Source organism: Limnoglobus roseus (genome assembly GCF_008254045.1).
GTDB lineage: Bacteria > Planctomycetota > Planctomycetia > Gemmatales > Gemmataceae > Limnoglobus > Limnoglobus roseus.
This window is the reverse complement of the sequence record NZ_CP042425.1, coordinates 1,200,323-1,218,106: the sequence shown is the minus strand read 5'-3', so window position 1 is coordinate 1,218,106 and position 17,784 is coordinate 1,200,323. Positions and strand designations below refer to the sequence as shown.

The 17,784-nt window shown below is 66.2% G+C and carries 12 protein-coding genes and 3 pseudogenes; 10 read left to right on the top strand and 5 right to left on the bottom strand.

All coding sequences use genetic code 11. From position 1 onward, the window contains the following. Nucleotides 1-26 precede the first annotated feature (26 nt). Both PX52LOC_RS04830 and PX52LOC_RS43710 read right to left on the bottom strand, forming a co-directional pair. Nucleotides 27-563: a hypothetical protein gene (locus PX52LOC_RS04830; protein WP_149109029.1), complete on the bottom strand. Its 537-nt coding sequence runs from the start codon at nucleotides 561-563 to the stop codon at nucleotides 27-29. Between the two features lie 70 nt (nucleotides 564-633). Beyond that, nucleotides 634-1,580 (bottom strand): IS630 family transposase gene (locus PX52LOC_RS43710; protein ID WP_390636707.1). Its coding sequence is split into 2 segments (ribosomal slippage): nucleotides 634-1,325 and nucleotides 1,325-1,580, totalling 948 coding nucleotides; the frame shifts between segments, so codons are not numbered across the junction. A 142-nt stretch (nucleotides 1,581-1,722) separates the two neighbouring features. Between PX52LOC_RS43710 and PX52LOC_RS04815 the strand changes: the two genes are divergently transcribed. The 3 genes and pseudogenes from PX52LOC_RS04815 to PX52LOC_RS04805 all read left to right on the top strand — a co-directional run. Continuing rightward, on the top strand, nucleotides 1,723-2,229 hold the full coding sequence (locus PX52LOC_RS04815; protein ID WP_149109026.1) for a helix-turn-helix domain-containing protein: 507 nt from the start codon (nucleotides 1,723-1,725) through the stop codon (nucleotides 2,227-2,229). Next, nucleotides 2,145-2,726, top strand: a pseudogene (locus tag PX52LOC_RS42305) (IS630 family transposase); the annotation flags it as partial. The gene PX52LOC_RS04815 and the pseudogene PX52LOC_RS42305, both read left to right, overlap by 85 nt. Nucleotides 2,727-2,946: 220 nt before the next feature. Next, nucleotides 2,947-3,051: pseudogene (locus PX52LOC_RS04805) on the top strand (IS5/IS1182 family transposase); the annotation flags it as partial. Nucleotides 3,052-3,081: 30 nt separating this feature from the next. On the opposite strand, the pseudogene PX52LOC_RS04800 reads toward PX52LOC_RS04805, so the two are convergent. Next, nucleotides 3,082-4,244, bottom strand: a pseudogene (locus tag PX52LOC_RS04800) (IS3 family transposase). Between the two features lie 623 nt (nucleotides 4,245-4,867). Between PX52LOC_RS04800 and PX52LOC_RS04790 the strand changes: the two are divergent. After that, nucleotides 4,868-6,961 carry a hypothetical protein gene (locus tag PX52LOC_RS04790; protein ID WP_149109023.1) on the top strand — a complete coding sequence of 698 codons (2,094 nt, stop codon included), beginning with the start codon at nucleotides 4,868-4,870 and terminating at the stop codon, nucleotides 6,959-6,961. 617 nt (nucleotides 6,962-7,578) lie between these two features. On the opposite strand, the gene PX52LOC_RS04785 is transcribed toward PX52LOC_RS04790, so the two are convergent. Then, nucleotides 7,579-7,962 carry a DUF7674 family protein gene (locus PX52LOC_RS04785; protein ID WP_149109022.1) on the bottom strand — a complete coding sequence of 128 codons (384 nt, stop codon included), beginning with the start codon at nucleotides 7,960-7,962 and terminating at the stop codon, nucleotides 7,579-7,581. A gap of 242 nt (nucleotides 7,963-8,204) precedes the next feature. Between PX52LOC_RS04785 and PX52LOC_RS04780 the strand changes: the two genes are divergently transcribed. The 6 genes from PX52LOC_RS04780 (at nucleotide 8,205) to PX52LOC_RS04755 (ending at nucleotide 17,251) form a co-directional block, all read left to right on the top strand. Beyond that, nucleotides 8,205-10,856 (top strand): TolC family protein, encoded by a 2,652-nt coding sequence (locus PX52LOC_RS04780; RefSeq protein ID WP_149109021.1) that lies wholly within the window; start codon nucleotides 8,205-8,207, stop codon nucleotides 10,854-10,856. Further along, nucleotides 10,816-12,732, top strand: coding sequence for an efflux RND transporter periplasmic adaptor subunit (locus PX52LOC_RS04775; protein WP_149109020.1), 1,917 nt, complete (start codon nucleotides 10,816-10,818; stop codon nucleotides 12,730-12,732). Before PX52LOC_RS04780 ends, PX52LOC_RS04775 begins: the two co-directional genes overlap by 41 nt. Nucleotides 12,733-12,821: 89 nt before the next feature. Then, nucleotides 12,822-13,544, top strand: a complete 723-nt coding sequence (locus tag PX52LOC_RS04770) for an ABC transporter ATP-binding protein (RefSeq protein ID WP_149109019.1) — start codon at nucleotides 12,822-12,824, stop codon at nucleotides 13,542-13,544. A gap of 3 nt (nucleotides 13,545-13,547) precedes the next feature. Continuing rightward, on the top strand, nucleotides 13,548-14,972 hold the full coding sequence (locus PX52LOC_RS04765) for an ABC transporter permease (protein WP_149109018.1): 1,425 nt from the start codon (nucleotides 13,548-13,550) through the stop codon (nucleotides 14,970-14,972). A 101-nt stretch (nucleotides 14,973-15,073) separates the two neighbouring features. Then, nucleotides 15,074-16,135: a CobW family GTP-binding protein gene (locus PX52LOC_RS04760; protein WP_149109017.1), complete on the top strand. Its 1,062-nt coding sequence runs from the start codon at nucleotides 15,074-15,076 to the stop codon at nucleotides 16,133-16,135. Nucleotides 16,136-16,228: 93 nt separating this feature from the next. After that, nucleotides 16,229-17,251, top strand: coding sequence for a WD40 repeat domain-containing protein (locus PX52LOC_RS04755; RefSeq protein WP_149109016.1), 1,023 nt, complete (start codon nucleotides 16,229-16,231; stop codon nucleotides 17,249-17,251). On the opposite strand, the gene PX52LOC_RS04750 is transcribed toward PX52LOC_RS04755, so the two are convergent. Further along, nucleotides 17,248-17,625: a hypothetical protein gene (locus PX52LOC_RS04750; protein ID WP_149109015.1), complete on the bottom strand. Its 378-nt coding sequence runs from the start codon at nucleotides 17,623-17,625 to the stop codon at nucleotides 17,248-17,250. The genes PX52LOC_RS04755 and PX52LOC_RS04750 overlap by 4 nt on opposite strands. Nucleotides 17,626-17,784: the final 159 nt, after the last annotated feature.

Below are 17,784 nucleotides of genomic sequence, written 5' to 3'. Positions count from 1 at the left end.
CCTTCGTCCGGTCCGCGCGAATTGCATCACGATCGGGTTCGGGCACTTCCGCCAGTAACGGCGAACCAGACTTCCGCTGGGCGACCGCCGGTCGAGCGGGGTTCCGACCGGGCGAGGCCGGCCAAGAGCAGCACCCCCAGGGCTTGGCCGATCTTGTTCGCCGGCAGGTTCCTGCCCGTGGCGTCTTGCAGTTCCGTCCGCGTCAGGCCGTTCGGCAGGGCCGCCCGCAATAGCCGAAGGAGGTCGTCCGCTAGGGGGTTGCCGGTGGAGTCACCGAAGATGCACGCCACCGACCGCTCGGCGTACTCCCACACGGCCACCGCCGCAGCGAGGTGGTCGCGGCCGATGGCCGGCGAGCCGTCGAGCACGGCGTAGACGAACGCCAGCCGCAGGACGTGGGCCTCGGCCCGCCCGGTCAGGTTCCCGGCCAGCCCGAACCGGTCTCGGGACAGGATCGGATACATCTCGGCCCACATCCCGCAGGCGGCCGCGTCGAACGCCATCTCCCGACTGTCACCGGCCGACGCCAGAACGACACCGAGGTCCGCGGCGACGGCCGCCACCTCCGCTTCGGTCGGCTGCCCGCCGAACGGCAGCAGCTTGGACCGCCGGGCCAGTACCCAAAGGAACCGGTTAGAGCGGATTGCATTCTGTCGTAGCAGCGTACCCGCAGTGGCGGATGTAGTTCTGACACTCCGTCGGTCGGAAGTCGTCGAGGACTTGGCCGAGGAATGTCCACTGTTCTTCGACCGTCCGCCGCTCGGCCGTCCGCAGGCGGGCCTTGAGCTTCGCGAACGCCAACTCGATCGGGTTCAGGTCCGGGCTGTACGGCGGCAGGTATCGGAGGTGGGCTCTGGCCTTCTGAATGGCCGCCCGAACCCCCGCCCGCTTTTGGCACGCCAAGTTGTCCATGACGACGACGTCGCCCCGGCGGAGGGCCGGGGCCAACTGCTGTTCGACGTAGGCGACGAACAGATCCCCGGTCACGGCCCCATCGATCACCGTCGGGGCGACCATGCCGCCCGACCGCAGGGCGGCCACGAAGGTCGTCTTCCAGTGCCCGTGCGGGACGGCCGCCACCAACCGCCGGCCCCTCTCGCACCGGCCGTGGGTGCGGGCCATGTTGGTACTCGCCCACGTCTCGTCCACGAACACCAACTTCGTCGGGTCGAGGGCGGGCTGGGCGGCCCGCCAGTCGGCCCACTGTTGCTTCACGTCCGGGCGGTCCTGTTCGGCCGCCCGGAGCGACTTTTTTTCCGCGGCAGGCCGAGGGCGTGGAGGGCCCGCGCCAAGGCCGACCGGGACAGCGGCAGGGCGAACCGCCGGCGGTACTCGTCCAGGGTGGCGTCCAGATCAGCGGCCACGGCCGCCCGGATGGCGTCGGCATGGGCAACCCAGCCCGCGACCCGACCGCCGGCGTGGGCCGCCGGGGCCACCCGTCCGGCCTCCCGCCGGGTCTGCTTGAGCCGGCGGACCCAGGACTCGCTGACCGAGAACTTGTGGGCCACTGCCCGCGTCTTCGCCCCGTCGTCGCAGTCGGCCAGCACCCGCTCCCGCAGGTCCATCGAGTACGCCCGCATCGGTGCCCCTCACGGTGGTACACCGAGCATAACCGAGCCGACTCCGACGCGCTAGACCCGACCGGGAACCGCTCTAGTGCTCCATTGCGCCTGAATCCTGCCGTTGATATCCTTCTCCAGGCCAGGGTGGAGGAGAGCGGCGATGGCACGGGCGGACAAGGTGGTGGTGCGACTGGCCGGCGACCAGCGGCACGCCCTGGATCGCCTCCGGCAGACGGGACCGCACCCGGCCGCCCTCCGCCGCCGGGCCGCCATCTTACTTCATGCGGATGCCCGCGGGCCGGACGCCTGGACGGACGACGACATCGCCGACCACCTCGACACGTCCCGCAACACGGTCATGCGGGTCCGCCAGGAGTTCGCGGCCGACGGCCTCGACGCCACCCGACACCGGAAGAAGCCGACCGGCCGCCAGTACCGCAAGCCGGACGGCAAGCCGGAGGCCCAGCTCATCGCCCTGGCCTGCTCGGCCGCCCCCGACGGCCGGGGAAAGTGGGCGATGAAGCTGCGGGCCGACAAGCCCGCCGAGCGGGCCGTGGTCGCGCCGATCGACCCGGCCACCGCGTGGCGGACGCTCCCCAAAACGACCTCAAGCCGTGGCTCCGGCAACCGTGGGTCATCCCGCCGAGGGCGACCGTGGCGTTCGTAGCGAGCACGGAGGACGTGCTGGGCACGTGTGCGAAACCGCCGGACCTGAAGCGGCCGGTCGTGTGCGTGGACGCGGGCGGCAAGCAACTCATCGGCGACGTGCGGGAGCCGCTCCCCGTGCGGCCGGGGTCGCCGGCCGAGCAAGACCGCGAGTACACGCGGGGCGGCATGGCCAACCTGTTCGTGGCCGTGGAGCCGCTGGCCGGCCGGCGGCACGTGTCGGTCACGGACCGGAAGACGGGCGTCGACTGCGCCCGGTTCTTGCGGGTGCTGAGCGACGAGCATTACCCCGACGCCGACCGGATCGTCCTCGTCTGTGACGACCTATCGACGCACACCCCGGCGGCGTTGTACGGGGCGTTCGACCCGCCCACGGCCCGCCGGTTGGCCGGGCGGTTTGAGTGGCATCACACGCCCAAACACGGGTCGTGGCTGAACATCGCCGCGTGCGAGTTGGGCGCCCTGGCCCGCCAGTGCCTGGGCCGCCGCATCCCCGACCGGGCCACGCTGGCCCGGGAAGTAGCGGCCTGGGAGCAGGATCGGAACGCGGCGGAAGTGACGATCGACTGGCCGTTCACCACCGCCGACGCACGGGTGAAACTCAAGAGACTGTATCCCAAGAATCAGACGCAATGGAGCCCTAGGTCCTACGGACATTCGATCTGGCATTCCCGTTGGGCATCGGCGAGGATGGGCGGCACTCACGGAGGGGTGCGGCATGCGACATCGCCACGAGCTAACCGACGCGCAATGGGAGACGGTCCGCGGCCTCTTGCCCGGTAAGGTGGGCGACCCGGGGCGGACCGCCGCCGACAATCGACTTTGATCTTCCCCACGAAATGTGGACAGCACGTCAGCGGTTGTTCGGGTTGCGCGCCCGCTCGTACTTCGCCGGGGCCACGTACCCCAACGACGAGTGCCGGCGGGCACGAGTGTAAAACACTTCGATGTACTCGAAGATCGCGACCTTCGCCTCGTCCCGCGTGGCGTAGGACGCGCCGTGCACTAACTCCTGCTTGAGCCGACCGAACATACTCTCGACCACGGCGTTGTCCCAACACTGGCCCACGCCGCTCATGCTGTCCACCAGGCCGTGTCGGCAGAGTTCGGACTGGTAGTGCTCGCTGGCGTACTGGCTCCCGCGGTCCGAGTGCGCGATCGATCCGGGCGGAACGCCGCGCGGCCCGACGGCCAAGTCGAGAGCATCCACGACGCGGCGGCTCGTCATGGTCGCCGCCATCGCCCACCCGGCGATCCGCCGCGAGAACAAATCCACCACGAGGGCCAGAAAGAGCCAGCCTTCGAGGGTCGGCACATACGTCAGATCTATGGCCCACTTTTCGTTCGGCCTTGCGGCCGTGAAGTCGCGGCCGAGGACGTTCTCCGACACCGGCAAGCGGTGGCCCGAGTCGGTCGTGCGGACGAACCGCTTCCCCGCCTTCGCCCGGATGCCGTGGGCCTTCATCACCTTGGCCACGGTGTTGACGCAACAGGCCACGCCGCGGGCCTTCAACTCGCGGGCGAGGCGCGGGCTGCCGTACCGCTCCCGCGCGTCGGCGTGAACGGCCCGAATGTGGGCGACCAATTCCTCCCGCCGAACGGCCGCCTTGCTCCGGGGCCGGTTCGCCCGGGCGTAGTAACCCGAGCGAGACACGCCGAGCACGCGGCACGACACCGCGACCGGGTACTCCCCGCGGCGTTCTTCGATCCACGCGAAGATCACTTCGTCAGCGTGGCGAAGAACGCCGCGGCTTTTTTCAGGATGTCGCGCTCCATCCCCAGCCGCTTGCTCTCGGCCCGGAGGAGGCGGTTCTCCTCCTCCAGGGGTGTGAGGTGACCCACTCCCGGGAAGGCGCCCGCCCCTTTGGCGAGGACGGCCTTCTTCCACTCGTGCAGGCGGTTCCCGGACACCCCGAGCCGTCGGCCGACTTCGGCCACGGACAGGTGTTGGTCGGTGATCATTTTGACCGCCTGGAGTTTGAACTCCGGCGTGTACGTCGTCCGTTTGCCAGACATCGGTGATGCCTCCGGGTCGTTGGAGTCTACACCGCTTTCCCGCTGTCCACCAATCCTGGGGAGGTTCAGGGTTCACGCTCGGTAGTGCATGTCGTCCGTCGCGCTCGGAACCTGGTTGCACACGTCAAGGTTCAGCCGAAACTGTTCCGCCGCGGCTTCTTCGAGACGCTCACCCGCCCGTCGGACGACTTCTCCCTGGTCCTGTTCTTGTTGTGCATGGCGAAGCGATCCGGGTTGACGGCGGTGGAGTTGCCGGTGTATTTCGGGAAGTGGGCAACCGGGGCAGGCGGCGGTGATGGTGGAGGACGTGGCAAAGGCGGTGTTCCTGGCGATGTAACTTGGTACGCCCCAAGTCATCTCGGAGGTGGAAGCCCTGAAGTGGTACGTCCGGTATCACAACCCCGGTACGGACAACCGGCCGCCGCCGGGACGATCCGGATGGCCGGCTGACGAGAGCTTCGGCGTGACGAGCCACGCATGCAACCCGTGACATCCCCTTGGAGTCTCTGGTTCACCTCCCGTGCCTGGCCCTCCTGACCCGTTAGACTCGTTGTCGTGGTGCCGAAATCGTTCACTCACGAAAGGCCGATTCGATGTCTGAACAACCTCCGAGCGTTCCCCCGATGCCCACGCGCCGTACGGCGTGGACGGCCGTCCGAACTCGGATGATGGCAGCGAACTGGTACTTCGTGACTTCGTTCTGGGCGATCCTGGCGGTCGTGTTCCTGAAGTACCCGTCGGTCACGTGGCGGGTGGAAATCTTCGCGGAAACGGGCACCAACTTTTTCGTTCCGTCCCTGTACGACTCGTTCTGGGCGAACCTCAAGATGCCCGAGTACAACTACATGGCGATGGTGCAGCGGCTCCTGGCGCTAATGACGGTGAAAGTGTTCGGGATCGTCGATCATTTCCCGCAGGCGATCCAGATGCAAGCGGTCGTGTTGGTCGCCCTGCTCTGTTCGATGTTCACCCTGGAACGATTCCGCATTCTGCTCGCGGACGACGTGTGCCGGCTCCTGGTGTGCCTCACGATCGGGTTCGGGGCGTTCGCGACGTACCAGGAGTACACGTTCGTTAACTTCATTTACTTCGGCATCATCTACCTGGTGTTGGCCCCGTTCCTCGATCTGGCGCGTATGTCCTGGCTGAAGTACGGGGCGACAATCGCGGTCACGGCCTTGATCGTCCTCTCCAAGGCTATGTTTCTGGCCGCCGGACCGGCCTACGGCATGATGGCCGCTCGAGCGGTGTACCTCCGGCGGTGGCGGGAGGCCGGGTTGTACGCGGCGGGATTGGCGGCGGCGGTCCTGCAGTTCGCGTACATGCAAGCGCACCCGGCTGTCTTTGCCGGGATGAAGGGAACCGAGTTCGCGAAGAACAACCCGTTCACGGTGACAGCCGACTGGGCCCAAATCCATGTGAACACGATCACCGCCGAGTTCGCGCAGCATAACCACCTGCGGCCCCGCGACCCGGTCATGGCTTTCGCGCTGGGGGTTGCGTTCCTCGCGGTCTTGGGGGGCGAACTGCTCCGCCGGGTGCATCGCCCGGTGCTCGTGTTCGTGGTACTCTGCAATGCCGTGGCGGCGGTCAGCGTGGTCCTGTACGACTTAATCACCCCCGTCCCATCGACCTGGTTCAAGGGGGTCGATTTCACGATCGGTCGGCACGCGTTCTTCTTCAACGTGCTCGTTCTCTTGTCGGTCGCGGTCGCGGTGTTGAACTTGATCAAAGACCGCGTCCTCCGCCGATTGTTCCTGGCCGCCGTGGCTTTTCCGTTCGCGGTGTACCACCCCGACCCCGGGGACTGGTACCCGGACGCCCGGATGCCGTCGTCCCAGTGGAGGCAGTATCGGCACCTCATCCACGAGAACGAGTTCGTGATCCCGGTCAACCCGCCCGGGTGGTTTCTGACGCGAAACATGGTCGTGCTGGCGGAACACAAGACGCCGTTGCCGCCGCAGTCGGGGCTTGACGTGGCGCGGCTATTCCCGGCGTCCATCGGGTGGGACGTGCGCGGGGTGTTCCTCCGGACCGAGTTGCTGCCGCCCGGAACTCCGGCGATCCCGATCGAGGTCACCGCGATCAACCCCGACGGGACAGAGAAGGCCCGGGCGAAGCGGTTGACCCGGCCGTGGTGCGCGTGGCACTACTTCCTGTTCGATCAGGGGGTGTGCCCGGCCCGGTTGCGGTTCCAGGACCCCACCGGCAAGCCGATCGAGGTGGCCCCCCACGAACTGTTCGTGTTCGGACACTTTCGCTCGCCGGTGCTGACGAGCGACGCGACTGAGCCGGTCGCCCACATCCACGGCGAGTTGCAGACGGGCATGGTCCTCGCCCAACGGTTCGTCGCGTCCGACCCCGGCCTGTGTGCGGTCTCGGTCATGGTCGGCAACTACAATCGCGTCAACACCTGCCAACTCCGGTTCCGCCTCTGGGACGAGGAGGCGGGCGTGAAGGTGGCCGAGGACGTGGTGTCGGCGGCGACGTTGTCCCTGGCCAGCAACCACTCCACCATCGTCTTCACGTTCCCCGCGATCCCCGGGTCGCGAGGGAAACGATACAGGTACGAGATCGACTCCCCTGACGGCCGGCCTGGGAATGCCATCGTGGTCATCGCCGGCACGCCCCCCACGGGGCAACCCCCCGCCACGTTCAACGGGCAATCGACGAACAATCTGATCAACAACCGGTTTAGTTATTGCCCGACACCGTAGTGTCCTGCTCTTGCTCGGTCGATATCCTCGTTCGCAAAGGCGAGCGGGGGCGTCAGTCCCCTGAACTCCTTCTCGCCGCGACAAAATCAGGGGACTGACGCCCCCTGCTCGCCAGGATTTCGACCGACCCCTTCCGAGGGGGGCGGACGAGGCGGTTGGTGGACGGCGACTGATCAGAAGAACTCTACCGTCCCTACGGCGAGATGATGGCTGTGGCGAAGTAGCTGACCGAGGCGGGAGAAAAGTAGGCGAAGTTTTAAGAGGAGTTGGAAGTAGTGCTGTAAAGAACTTCGAGCGGGTGCTGGGCAACACCCGCCGAAATTTCATCTGGGCGATGATGGGCGAATCAACTGGGCGATCGACAAGTCTGGGCGACTCGTGGGCGATCTTGGGCGAAGGCGAGTCCGCATGGGCGTCGCGGACGAGAGGAGCATCAGCAGCCGCAGTGCCAAGAGTGGTTGGATGAGCCGGATTTTGCAAAAGTGGCTAGAATTCGGGCGAAAATTCGAGCGGGGATGTCGTCTGAGAGTCGCGAGGAAGTGTCGGCGAATCCGACGGTCTGCGGGAGTGTCGGATAGTCCGACTTGATCCATAGTCTCATCCGATGTCAGAGGGGACTACCCCGACCGGGGTATCGGTGGCCACTCGAACTCTCGCCCCTCCATGTCCCACAGCGCCGCGGCCAATCCGACCGGCAGTAACGCCCGCAGCTTCGGAACGTCGTCGACATCGCCCGAGAGCGGCAGGTGCTCCAAATAGGACACGTACACTGCGTTGGCCACGTCCGGGGTGGCCCCTCGGAGGACTCGGTCCACGAATGCGAGATGCCTGCGGACGGTTTCCCAGTCGCCGGCCTCGACCGCGGCTGCTGTGCAGCGGGCGACAGTAGCCATTTCGCAGTGGAGCAACCCAAGGCTGTACTCGTCGATTTCGACCGCCACCTCTCGTAGTTCCGTAGCAAGGAGAGCGACGAACGCCGGATGGTCGATTGACGCTGTCACAGTTAAAAGCCCTCCACTCACTGGATTCATCAATTTATTGCGTGGCGTGACAGTGATTTTTGCCTCTTGCGACTGCTGCAACTCCTCAGGGTACAGCACGAACGTCGCAGTCAAAAACCTTCCACCGACAACTGTCTTTTCCCGGCACCCCCGCCCCTCACTTTGCATCAAGCTAGGCAATCTCTCACGCCGATAACGAATGTACCGCCTGCTGCGCCCGAGGTCCGTGTTTCGGGGATGTCATGCCCGGATTGGCTCAAGTTCTTCGCCGTCGCTGGATTCGCAAGCTCTTTGCTGCCGGGCTGACGCTCGTGGCCGGGGTGGGGTGTACTCGCTCGCACTTCCGCGAGCGGGCCGACAAGGACGTGGAAGGCGTGCTCACCCAGAAAAACATCTTCCCCGACTGGAAGATCGAAAACTGGCACGTCTACCCCGACGCCCGCGCTCGCCACGCCGACCCGCGGAAGCCCGACCACCCGCCGTACCCGCCGGACGACTACGCCTCGTGGCTGCTGTCGCCGAACCCGCAGAAGCCCAAGAAGAAGTACGGGGCCGGCCGGTACGAGGGGCAAGAATACCTTCAGATCATCGAACAGTGGGACGCCGAGAATCGGGCCGCGTCGGACGCCGACGTGGCCCCGAAGCAGGACAACCCGTCGCCGATCCCCGATAAGCCGGGCGAAGCGACCGCCGCCCTCCTCGGCGGGGCCGCCACGGCCATGAAACCGGGCGAAGCCGCGAACCGGCCGGTCGAAGGGTTCGCGTTCGCCTTCAAGAGTGAGGAACACCCGTTCCGCGTGAGCCTCGACCAGACGGTGGAACTGGCGTTCTTCAACAGCCGCGAGTTCCAGGACCGGCGGGAAGACCTCTACCTCAGCGCCCTGCCGGTGACGACGCAGCGATACAGTTTCGCCGCCCAGGCCCTCGCGGCCGAGGACGCGGTGCGGTCGGCGTCGGGCAGCCTGCGGCCGGAAGGCCTTCAGAATCAATGGAACCTCAACACGGCCGGTTCCCTGTCGCGCCTCTTCCCGACCGGGGCCACGCTGCTCGTCCGCTTCGCGAATCAGGTGGTCCTCGACCTGACCAGCCCGCGGCCGGACATCGCCGTGTCGAACCTGTCGCTGACGTTCGTGCAGCCCCTGCTCCGCGGCGGCGGTTGGGCGGTCACGCTGGAAGCGCTCACGCAAGCGGAGCGAACGCTGCTGTACGCCATTCGCTCGTATGCCCGCTTCCGCAAGGTCTTCTACGTCGCCATCGCAGGCACCGGTGACTACACGAACAACCCCTACGGGCTCCAGGGGTTGGCCGTGAACCTCGGCCGGGCCATCGGGAACAACCTGACCGCCCCGACCATTGGCTTCCTGCCGGTCGTGCTGCGGGCGTCGGCCCTGGAGAACGAGAAGAAGAACCTCGCGGCCCTCGACAAGATTTTGAAGCTGTACCGCAACCTGAAGGAAGGCGGCGTCGTCTCCGACTTGCAGGTCGTGCGGGTCGAGTTGCAGTACCTGCAAAGTCAGGCCCGACTGCTCGACGTGAACCGGATGTACCTCGACGGCCTCGACAACTTTAAGCTGCAACTCGGCACGCCGACGAACCTGCCGCTGGAACTCGACGACGCGCCCCTGCGGCCGATGAAAAAGCAAGTGCGGCGGATCGAGTTGGTGTACGAGCAACTGAGCCAGCTCCAGGCCCAGGCCGCGCAGTACAACCCGACGGAACAACCGGCCCGATACCGCGAACGGTGGCGGACGCTGCTGACGGAATCCGCGCTCGTCCGCGGGACGCAATTCGCCAAAAGTTACCCGGAGGCCATCGGGGAACTCCGCGGCCTGTCCGATGACGACCTGAAAAAGCGGATCGAGGTCCAGTCCGAGAAGCGGCGGAAACTGCTCGACCAGAAGGCGGACTTCCAGAAACTCGGCCGGGAAGTCCCGGCGGCATTCGAACTGGAGATCGACGCGGTCGAGAACGCGAACGACCTCGCCAGTTTCGAACAAGCCCTGCGGCGGTTCGAAGCCGAGCCGTGGCGGCGGCTGTCGCAAGAGCGCCAGGCGGGCGAGCGGGCGGCGATCTTCCGCACGGTCCTCGACGCCGGCACGCTCGTGGCCGTCACCGCCCGGAATCAACGACTCGACCTGATCCGCGAGGACTGGCCGCACCTCCCCGGCCTGACGGTGGAGTGCGACGACTTACTGAAACTGCCCCTGGACGATGCGGCGACGAAGGTCGCGCAGACGGCCCTGAACAACCGCCTCGACCTGATGAACGCCCGCGCACAGGTCGTGGACGCCTACCGGCAGATCGCCGTGACGGCCAACGCGCTGCAAGGCGTGCTGAACGTCCAGTACGACCTGAACACCGGCACCCCGGCGACCGACAACGAGGCGTTCGCGTTCGCCGGCAGTCGCACCCGCCACGCCCTGACGCTACACGCCGAACCGCCGTTCGTCCGGCGGGTCGAGCGGAACAACTACCGGGCGGCTCTCATCGGATTCCAACGCCAACGGCGTACCCTGATGGCGTTCGAGGACAACATCCTAAATGACTGCCGCGCGGGACTTCGCCAGTTGCGTTCGCTCGCGGAAACGTATAAAGTTCAACAACGCTCCGTGGAACTAGCGTACGCGCAGGTGGACAACGCCCGCTCGACGCTGTTGGCCCCGCCCGACCCGACCGTCAAAGAGGCGGCCGGCAATCCCGCCGCCTTGACCGAGCAACTGCTCCAGGCCCAGACGCAGTTGCTGACCGCACAAAACGCCTTGTATACCGGGTGGATCAACTACCTGAACGCCCGGATGAACCTGTACCTCGACCTAGAACTCCTCCCACTCGATTCCCGAGGTTTGTGGACCGATGACCTCCCCCAACCCCAACTCAACCCGCTCGCACCGTAAGGCGGCGTCCCACGCCGCACCCCGCCGCCGAAGACTGTTCACTCTCATAACCCTGATCCTCGTCGCCGGTTTCGCGGCGACGGGGTATTTCTTTTTCGCCGGGCGAAGTTCCGCCGGCAGCCGCCCCGACCTGATCCTGCACCGGGCGAAGCTCGAAGCGCTGCCGGTGTCGGTCGTCGGCAAGGGGGCGCTCGAGTCGGCCGACAACCGCGACATCATCTGCAAGGTGAAGGCCGGCTCGAAGGGCACGTTCGCCAGCACCATCAAGTGGGTGATCGACGACGGGTCGATCGTCTCGAAGGGGCAGTTGCTCATCGAGCTGGACGACTCCGCCCTGGAAGAATCGCACAAGCTCCAGAGCATCGCGGTCGAGAAGGCCCGGGCCGAGTGGGTGAAGGCCGACAAGGACTATCTCATTCAGGTCATGGACAACGAGTCGCAGGTCGTCGCCGCCCTCGCCGCCCTGCGGGTGGCCGAGCTGGACGTGGACAAGTTCACCGGCCTGCGGGCGGAAACGACCCTCAACCCGCTCGGGGCGATCATCGGCGCGCACGGCACGATCATGGAGAAGGGCGAATACCGCCAGCAACTCGACGACGTGTCCGCCCGCTTGAAGGCGGCCGAGTCCGACCTGGAAGCCTACCGCGAGCGGTCCGCGTGGGCCGAGCGGAGCGCCAAACTCGGCTACCTGACGCAGAGCCAGTCGAAGGTCGAACAGTCGAAGCTCAGCGGGGCGACCGACGCCTTCGAGAAAGTGCGGAAGGAGCAGTACATTCTCGAGAACTTCATGCGCGAGAAGAACTTCACCGACCTGCGGTCGAAGTTCGACGTGGCGAAGATCGGGCTCGACAAGGCCAACCAGACGGCCGACGCGAAACTGGTTCAGTTCGAATCGGAGCGGCGGACGAAGCTCTCCGTTTACCAGCGGGAACAAGACCGGCTCGAAGAAATCGAGGGCCAGATTCGCGAGTGCCGCATCTCCGCCCCGCAAGACGGCATGGTGATCTACTACAAGTCCGAGCAGAACCGCGGCAGCACGCAGCAACTCATCGCCGTCGGCGAGCAGGTCCGTGAAGGGCAGAAGCTCATGCGGTTGCCGGACCTGCACCGGATGCAGGTGAACACCCGCGTCCACGAGGCCCAGGTCGCCCGCATCCGCGGCGACGACCGCCAGCCGACGCACACTCTTGAGTTCTTGAACCTGGGGTTGCTGAGCAGCATCGACCCGATGACCCGGCTGGCGAGCCAGTCCGAACAGGTGCAAGCGTGGGTCCACGACTCGGTCCGGCACAAGGAGTACGAAATCCGCCGCGAGGGCCACCGGGCGACGGTCCGCGTGGATGCCTACCCGGACCGCGTGTTCGCCGGCCGCGTGCGGACGGTGGCGGCAGTGGCCGCGCAGGCCGACTGGTTCAGCAGTGACGTGAAGTTGTACACGACGACGGTCCTCATCACCGAGAGCGTGGCCGGGCTGAAGCCGGACATGAACGCCGAAGTGACGATTCACATCGATGACGCCACGGAGCCGGTGCTAGCCGTGCCACTCCAGGCCATCGTCGGCGGGGCCGAGAGCGGTCCGAAGCGGTTCGTCTACGTGATGTCGCCGACCGGCCCGGTCGAGAAGGAAGTGAAACTCGGCAAGTTCAACGATGCGATGATTGAAGTCCTCTCCGGCATCGGCGAAGGCGACGACGTGGTGGTGAACCCGAAGGCCGTCGTCGGCGACAAGGCCAAGACCCGCGAAGAGAACGGCGATGCGCCTCGCGGCAAGAAGGGCGAGGGCGACAAGGGCGAGGGCGGCGAGAAGAAGGGCGGCGGTGGGGGCGGCAAGAAGAAGGGCGGCGGCCCGCCGAAGGGCGACGTACCGCAAGTCTAAACCGGAGATCAGAGGTCAGCGACCAGAGGTCAGAAAGACGGTCGCTGATCTCTGACTCCTGACCTCTGACTCCTGACTCCCGGTTCTCCATGCCAGCCATCGTCGAAGTTCTCGACCTGTACAAAGACTATTTCCTCGAAGGGCACGTCCCGGTTCACGTCCTCAAGGGGCTGAACCTGAGCTTCGACGAAGGCGACTTCGTCGCGCTCATGGGGCCGTCGGGGTCCGGCAAGTCGACGCTCATGAACATCCTCGGTTGTCTCGACCGGCCAACAAGCGGCCAGTACCTGCTCGGCGGCGACGACGTGGCCCACATGTCCGACGACGAACTCTCTGAGATTCGCAGCACCTACCTCGGCTTCATCTTCCAGGCGTACAACCTGCTGCCGCAGTACACCGTCACCGAGAACATCGAGTTGCCGCTCGTCTATCAGGGCGTGAAACTCGACGAGAAGACGAAGGCCCGGTGCGAGGCGCTGGCCGAGATGGTCGGCCTCGGCACGCGGCTCGACCACCGGCCACTGCAACTCTCCGGCGGCCAGCAGCAGCGGGTCGCCATCGCCCGCAGCCTGGTGAACGACCCGCACGTGATCCTCGCCGACGAACCCACCGGCAACCTCGACAGCCGCACGAGCGTCGAGATCATGCAGATGCTGCAAGAACTCAACCGCTCGGGCAAGACGATCATCATGGTCACGCACGAGAACGACATCGCCGCGTGGGCCCGCCGCGTGGTGCGGCTGCGCGACGGCGTCGTGGAGTCCGACGTGCGGAACGACGAACAACCGATAACGGCTGCGGCGGCACACTAAACCATGAACATCAACGACATCCCGCCCGCCCCCACGCCCGTCAAGGGCGGCGGCGGGTTCGGCCCCCTGAAGTTCCTCAAGGCCGTCGGCCTCGCCGTGCGGAGCCTGTGGCTGCACAAACTGCGGTCGCTGCTCTCGGTGCTCGGCATCGTCATCGGCACCAGTTCCGTCATCGCGCTCATGGCCTTCGGCGAAGGCTCGATGAAGGACGCCCTCGACGACATCAAGCGGCAGGGGGCCACGAACATCGTCGTCCGCAGCGTCAAGCCGCCCGACGACTCGGCGTCGTCCACGAACTCGAAGTCGATGGTCGCCGCCTACGGCCTCGACAGCCGCGACATCGCCCGGTTCCAGACGTTCGGCAAGAGCATTACGACGATGGTGCCGATGCGGGTGTTCCCGTCCGAGGCCCGGTACCTGGAGCGGATGCACAACGTCCGCATGATCGCCACCACGCCCGACTACTCCGACGTGAACAAGATTCAGCTCGCCCGCGGCCGGTTCTTCACCGTGGACGACGAGGAGAACCGCATCAACAACTGCGTCCTCGGGGCGGCCACCGCCGACCGGCTGTTCCCCTTCGAAGACGCGATGGGCAAGACGGTGTTCTGCCGCGGCGATAAGTACCTCGTCGTCGGCGTCGCCTCCGATCGCATGCCGACCGGCGGCACCGGCGGCAGTCAGGCGGCCGAGGATTACAACAACGACATGTACATCCCGCTGAGCACCGCCAACCAGTACATCGGCAGCAAGGTGTCGATCCGTTCGGCCGGCAGTCGCTCCGCGGAACAGGTGGACATCTATCAGGTGACGATGACCATTGATGCCGAGGTGGACACGAAGGCCGGTCGGCAGACGGTGAAGGCTATCGGCGACCAGATCAAGCGGCTGCTCGAAAAGCACCACGACAAGAAGGACTGGGCCGTCACCATCCCGCTCGACCGCCTGGAAGACGCCGAACGGCAGCAGGAACGGTTCACGTCGCTGCTCGTGCTGATCGCGTCGATCTCGCTGCTCGTCGGCGGCATCGGCATCATGAACATCATGCTCGCCACCGTCACCGAGCGGACTCGCGAAATCGGCATCCGCCGGGCACTCGGCGGTAAACAGCGGGACATCACCGCCCAATTCCTGGTGGAAGCAACCGTGCAGACGACGATCGGCGGCCTGATCGGCGTCGTCGTGGGGCTGTTCCTGGTGTTCGTCGTGCCGGTCGCGCCGGGGGCGGCCGCGTGGCTGACGCAGCAGACCGGGCTGGCGGATACGGCCGCGTGGCTGCGAACGATCAAGCTGCCGGCCCAGGTGAACGTGCCGTCGATCTTCCTGGCCGTCGGCGTGTCCGTTGGCGTCGGCGTGCTGTTCGGCTGGTATCCCGCGAGGCGGGCCGCAAAGCTCGACCCGATCGAGGCCCTGCGGCACACTGCGTAATCTTCTGGAACCCAGAGCGGAAGCGACGGGGTGGGGAGACCGTCTCCCCACCCCGTCGCTTCCGCTCTGGGTTCCAAATGGTGTTGGCCTACAATCCCCTCATGACAATCACCGCACAGAAGACCACCCCCGTCACCGTCCTCACCGGGTTCCTCGGGGCGGGCAAGACGACGCTGCTCAACCACATCCTCACGGCCAACCACGGCAAGAAGATCGCCGTGATCGAGAACGAGTTCGGCGAGATCGGCGTCGATCAAGACCTCGTCATCTCGTCCGACGAGGAAATCTTCGAGATGAACAACGGCTGCATCTGCTGCACCGTCCGCGGCGACCTCATCCGCATCCTCGGCACGCTCATGAAGCGGCGGGACAAGTTCGACGCCATCCTCATCGAGACGACCGGCCTTGCCGACCCGGCACCCGTGGCCCAGACGTTCTTCGCCGACGACGAGGTGCGGGCGAACACCCGACTCGACGGCATCGTCACCGTCGTGGACGCGAAGCACGCCGCCCAGCAGATCGGCCGGTCGAAGGAAGTCACCGAGCAGATCGCCTTCGCTGACGTGATCCTGCTGAACAAGACCGACCTCGCGACGCCGGCCGAACTCGACGAGTTGGAACGCCGCATCCGCCGTATGAACGCCGTGGCGAAGGTGTACCGCACGAACCGCGGCGTCGTCGAGATGGACAAGATTTTGAACGTCGGCGGGTTCAACCTCGACCGGGTGCTGGAGTTCGAGCCGGACTTCCTCAAGGAAGAAAAGCACGAGCACCATCACCACGAACACGAGCACGGCGAGCACTGTGGCGAAAACTGCGGGCACGAGCACCATCACCACGACGAGAAGCACGAGCACCGGCACGACGAGGAGGTGTCGTCGGTCGGCATCGTGGCCGAGGGGAGCGTGCAGATCAAGAAGTTCAACGAGTGGATTTCGACGCTCCTCCAGACGCGCGGGCCGGACCTCTACCGGATGAAGGGCATCCTGAGCATCAAGGGAGACGCGAAGCGGCACGTCTTCCAGGGCGTTCACATGCAACTCGACGCCGAGCCGAACCGCCCGTGGGCCGACGGCGAGCCGCGGGTGAACAAGCTCGTGTTCATCGGCAAGAACCTGAACCGCGACGAACTGACGAGCGGGTTCAAGGCGTGCCTGGCGTAAGCGATCGGTGAGCGGCCCGGCGTAAGCGGGCCGTGTCTCTGCGTATCAAGACACGGCCCGCTTACGCCGGGCCGCTCGCCTTCAAATAAAGTCATGCCCCCGAAATCTGCCGACAACCGCCTTCGCCCGACGTGGGCCGCCCGAGTGCCGGACCACGTCATCGGCCTCACGTGGTCGCCCGACGGCAAGTTCCTCGCCGCCGCCGCCGTGAGTGGCCCCGTTCATGTCTTCGACGCCACCGGGAAGCCGGTCGCCACGCTCGCCGGGCACACGCATGGCACGATGGCCGTCGCATGGAAGCCGACCGGCGAACTGCTCGCGACGGCGGGGCAGGACGGCAAGGTCCGCGTCTGGGACGCCGCCCTCTGGCAAGAGCGGGCCGCCTTTGACGGCGGGTCGCCGTGGGTCGAACGCCTCGCGTTCAGCCCGGACGGTTCGCACCTCGCGTCGGCCGCCGGCAAGAAGGTCCGAGTGTGGGATGCGGCTGGCGAGATGGTGCGAGAGTTCGCCGATCACAAGTCCACGGTGTCCCACCTAGCGTGGCGGGGATCGCAAGTGACGGTCGCGGCCTACGGCGGCGTGCGGTTGTACGACATCGCCACTGGCAACACCGTCCTCGACTTCGCCTGGAAGGGGGCACCGCTGGCAATCGCGTGGTCGCCGAACGGCGCGATGCTCGCCCACGGCAACCAGGACGCGACGATCCACTTCTGGTACACGGCCCGCCCCGATTCGCCGCTGCAAATGAGCGGCTACGCCACGAAGGTCCGCGAACTGTCGTGGGACGCCTCGTCGCGGTACCTCGCGTGCGGCGGCAGTTCGGCCGTGTGCGTGTGGGACTGTGGCGGGAAGGGGCCGGAAGGGAGCAAGCCGCAAATGCTGCCTTGCGGTGAGGAACCGCTCTCGGCCGTCGCGTGGCAGCGGCGCGGGTACCTTCTCGCGTCCGGCGGGCCGGACGGTCGCGTCCTTCTGTGGCAGCCGGCGAACAAGAAAGGCCCGCTCGTCGGCACGAACGGCGGCGACGCGGGAGTGACGGTTCTCGGGTGGGCACCCGACGACAAAACACTCGCCGTGGGCGATGCCGACGGCGGCGTGCGGGCGCTGAAGGTAAACTAAGGCGTGCCGTAAGACGACCGGCCGGCGACCCGCACCGCCACGTAGCCCAAGCCGGCCGCTCGCTTGCACGCCCACGGGTGCCGCGAGTTCTCGCAGGCCGAGCGCAGGTCGTCGCGAAATGCCTTGTCGCAAATCTTCCGGCCGGTGACCGCGTCCCGGTAGCACTGGTCGTGCTTCTCGCACGCCGGCCGGGCGTCGGCCCCGAACGCCCCCTGGGGAACCCGCTTGTTCCCGCCGTAAGTTTCGCCCGGGCCGCAGGGCCGCCACCACGGACAATCCGTTGGCCCATGCGACCGCCCGGCGGCCGTCACGGGGAGCGGCAGCCCGCACGCCAGCACGAAGGCAAGCGCGGCCAACCGAAGCGGTGAGAACATACTCGTGTCCTGGTCGGGTGCCGGGGTAATATTTAAGGGTCGGGGAAAAGATACCCGCGCGGTAAACCGTGCGGCGGGTGACGGGTTCGGAAAGTCGGGTTCGGCCGGTCTGGTACGTTGTCTTGTGCCGAGGCTGTGGGTTCTGACCGTCATGCGAAC

What these genes read in the sequence shown, in the direction of transcription:
- PX52LOC_RS04770 (WP_149109019.1), top strand. Translation starts at nt 12,822, where the DNA reads ATGCCAGCCATCGTCGAAGTTCTCGACCTGTACAAAGACTATTTCCTC.
- PX52LOC_RS04775 (WP_149109020.1), top strand. Translation starts at nt 10,816, where the DNA reads ATGACCTCCCCCAACCCCAACTCAACCCGCTCGCACCGTAAGGCGGCG.
- PX52LOC_RS04755 (WP_149109016.1), top strand. Translation starts at nt 16,229, where the DNA reads ATGCCCCCGAAATCTGCCGACAACCGCCTTCGCCCGACGTGGGCCGCC.
- PX52LOC_RS04750 (WP_149109015.1), bottom strand. Translation starts at nt 17,625, where the DNA reads ATGTTCTCACCGCTTCGGTTGGCCGCGCTTGCCTTCGTGCTGGCGTGC.
- PX52LOC_RS04780 (WP_149109021.1), top strand. Translation starts at nt 8,205, where the DNA reads ATGCCCGGATTGGCTCAAGTTCTTCGCCGTCGCTGGATTCGCAAGCTC.
- PX52LOC_RS04790 (WP_149109023.1), top strand. Translation starts at nt 4,868, where the DNA reads ATGCCCACGCGCCGTACGGCGTGGACGGCCGTCCGAACTCGGATGATG.
- PX52LOC_RS04815 (WP_149109026.1), top strand. Translation starts at nt 1,723, where the DNA reads ATGGCACGGGCGGACAAGGTGGTGGTGCGACTGGCCGGCGACCAGCGG.
- PX52LOC_RS04765 (WP_149109018.1), top strand. Translation starts at nt 13,548, where the DNA reads ATGAACATCAACGACATCCCGCCCGCCCCCACGCCCGTCAAGGGCGGC.
- PX52LOC_RS04760 (WP_149109017.1), top strand. Translation starts at nt 15,074, where the DNA reads ATGACAATCACCGCACAGAAGACCACCCCCGTCACCGTCCTCACCGGG.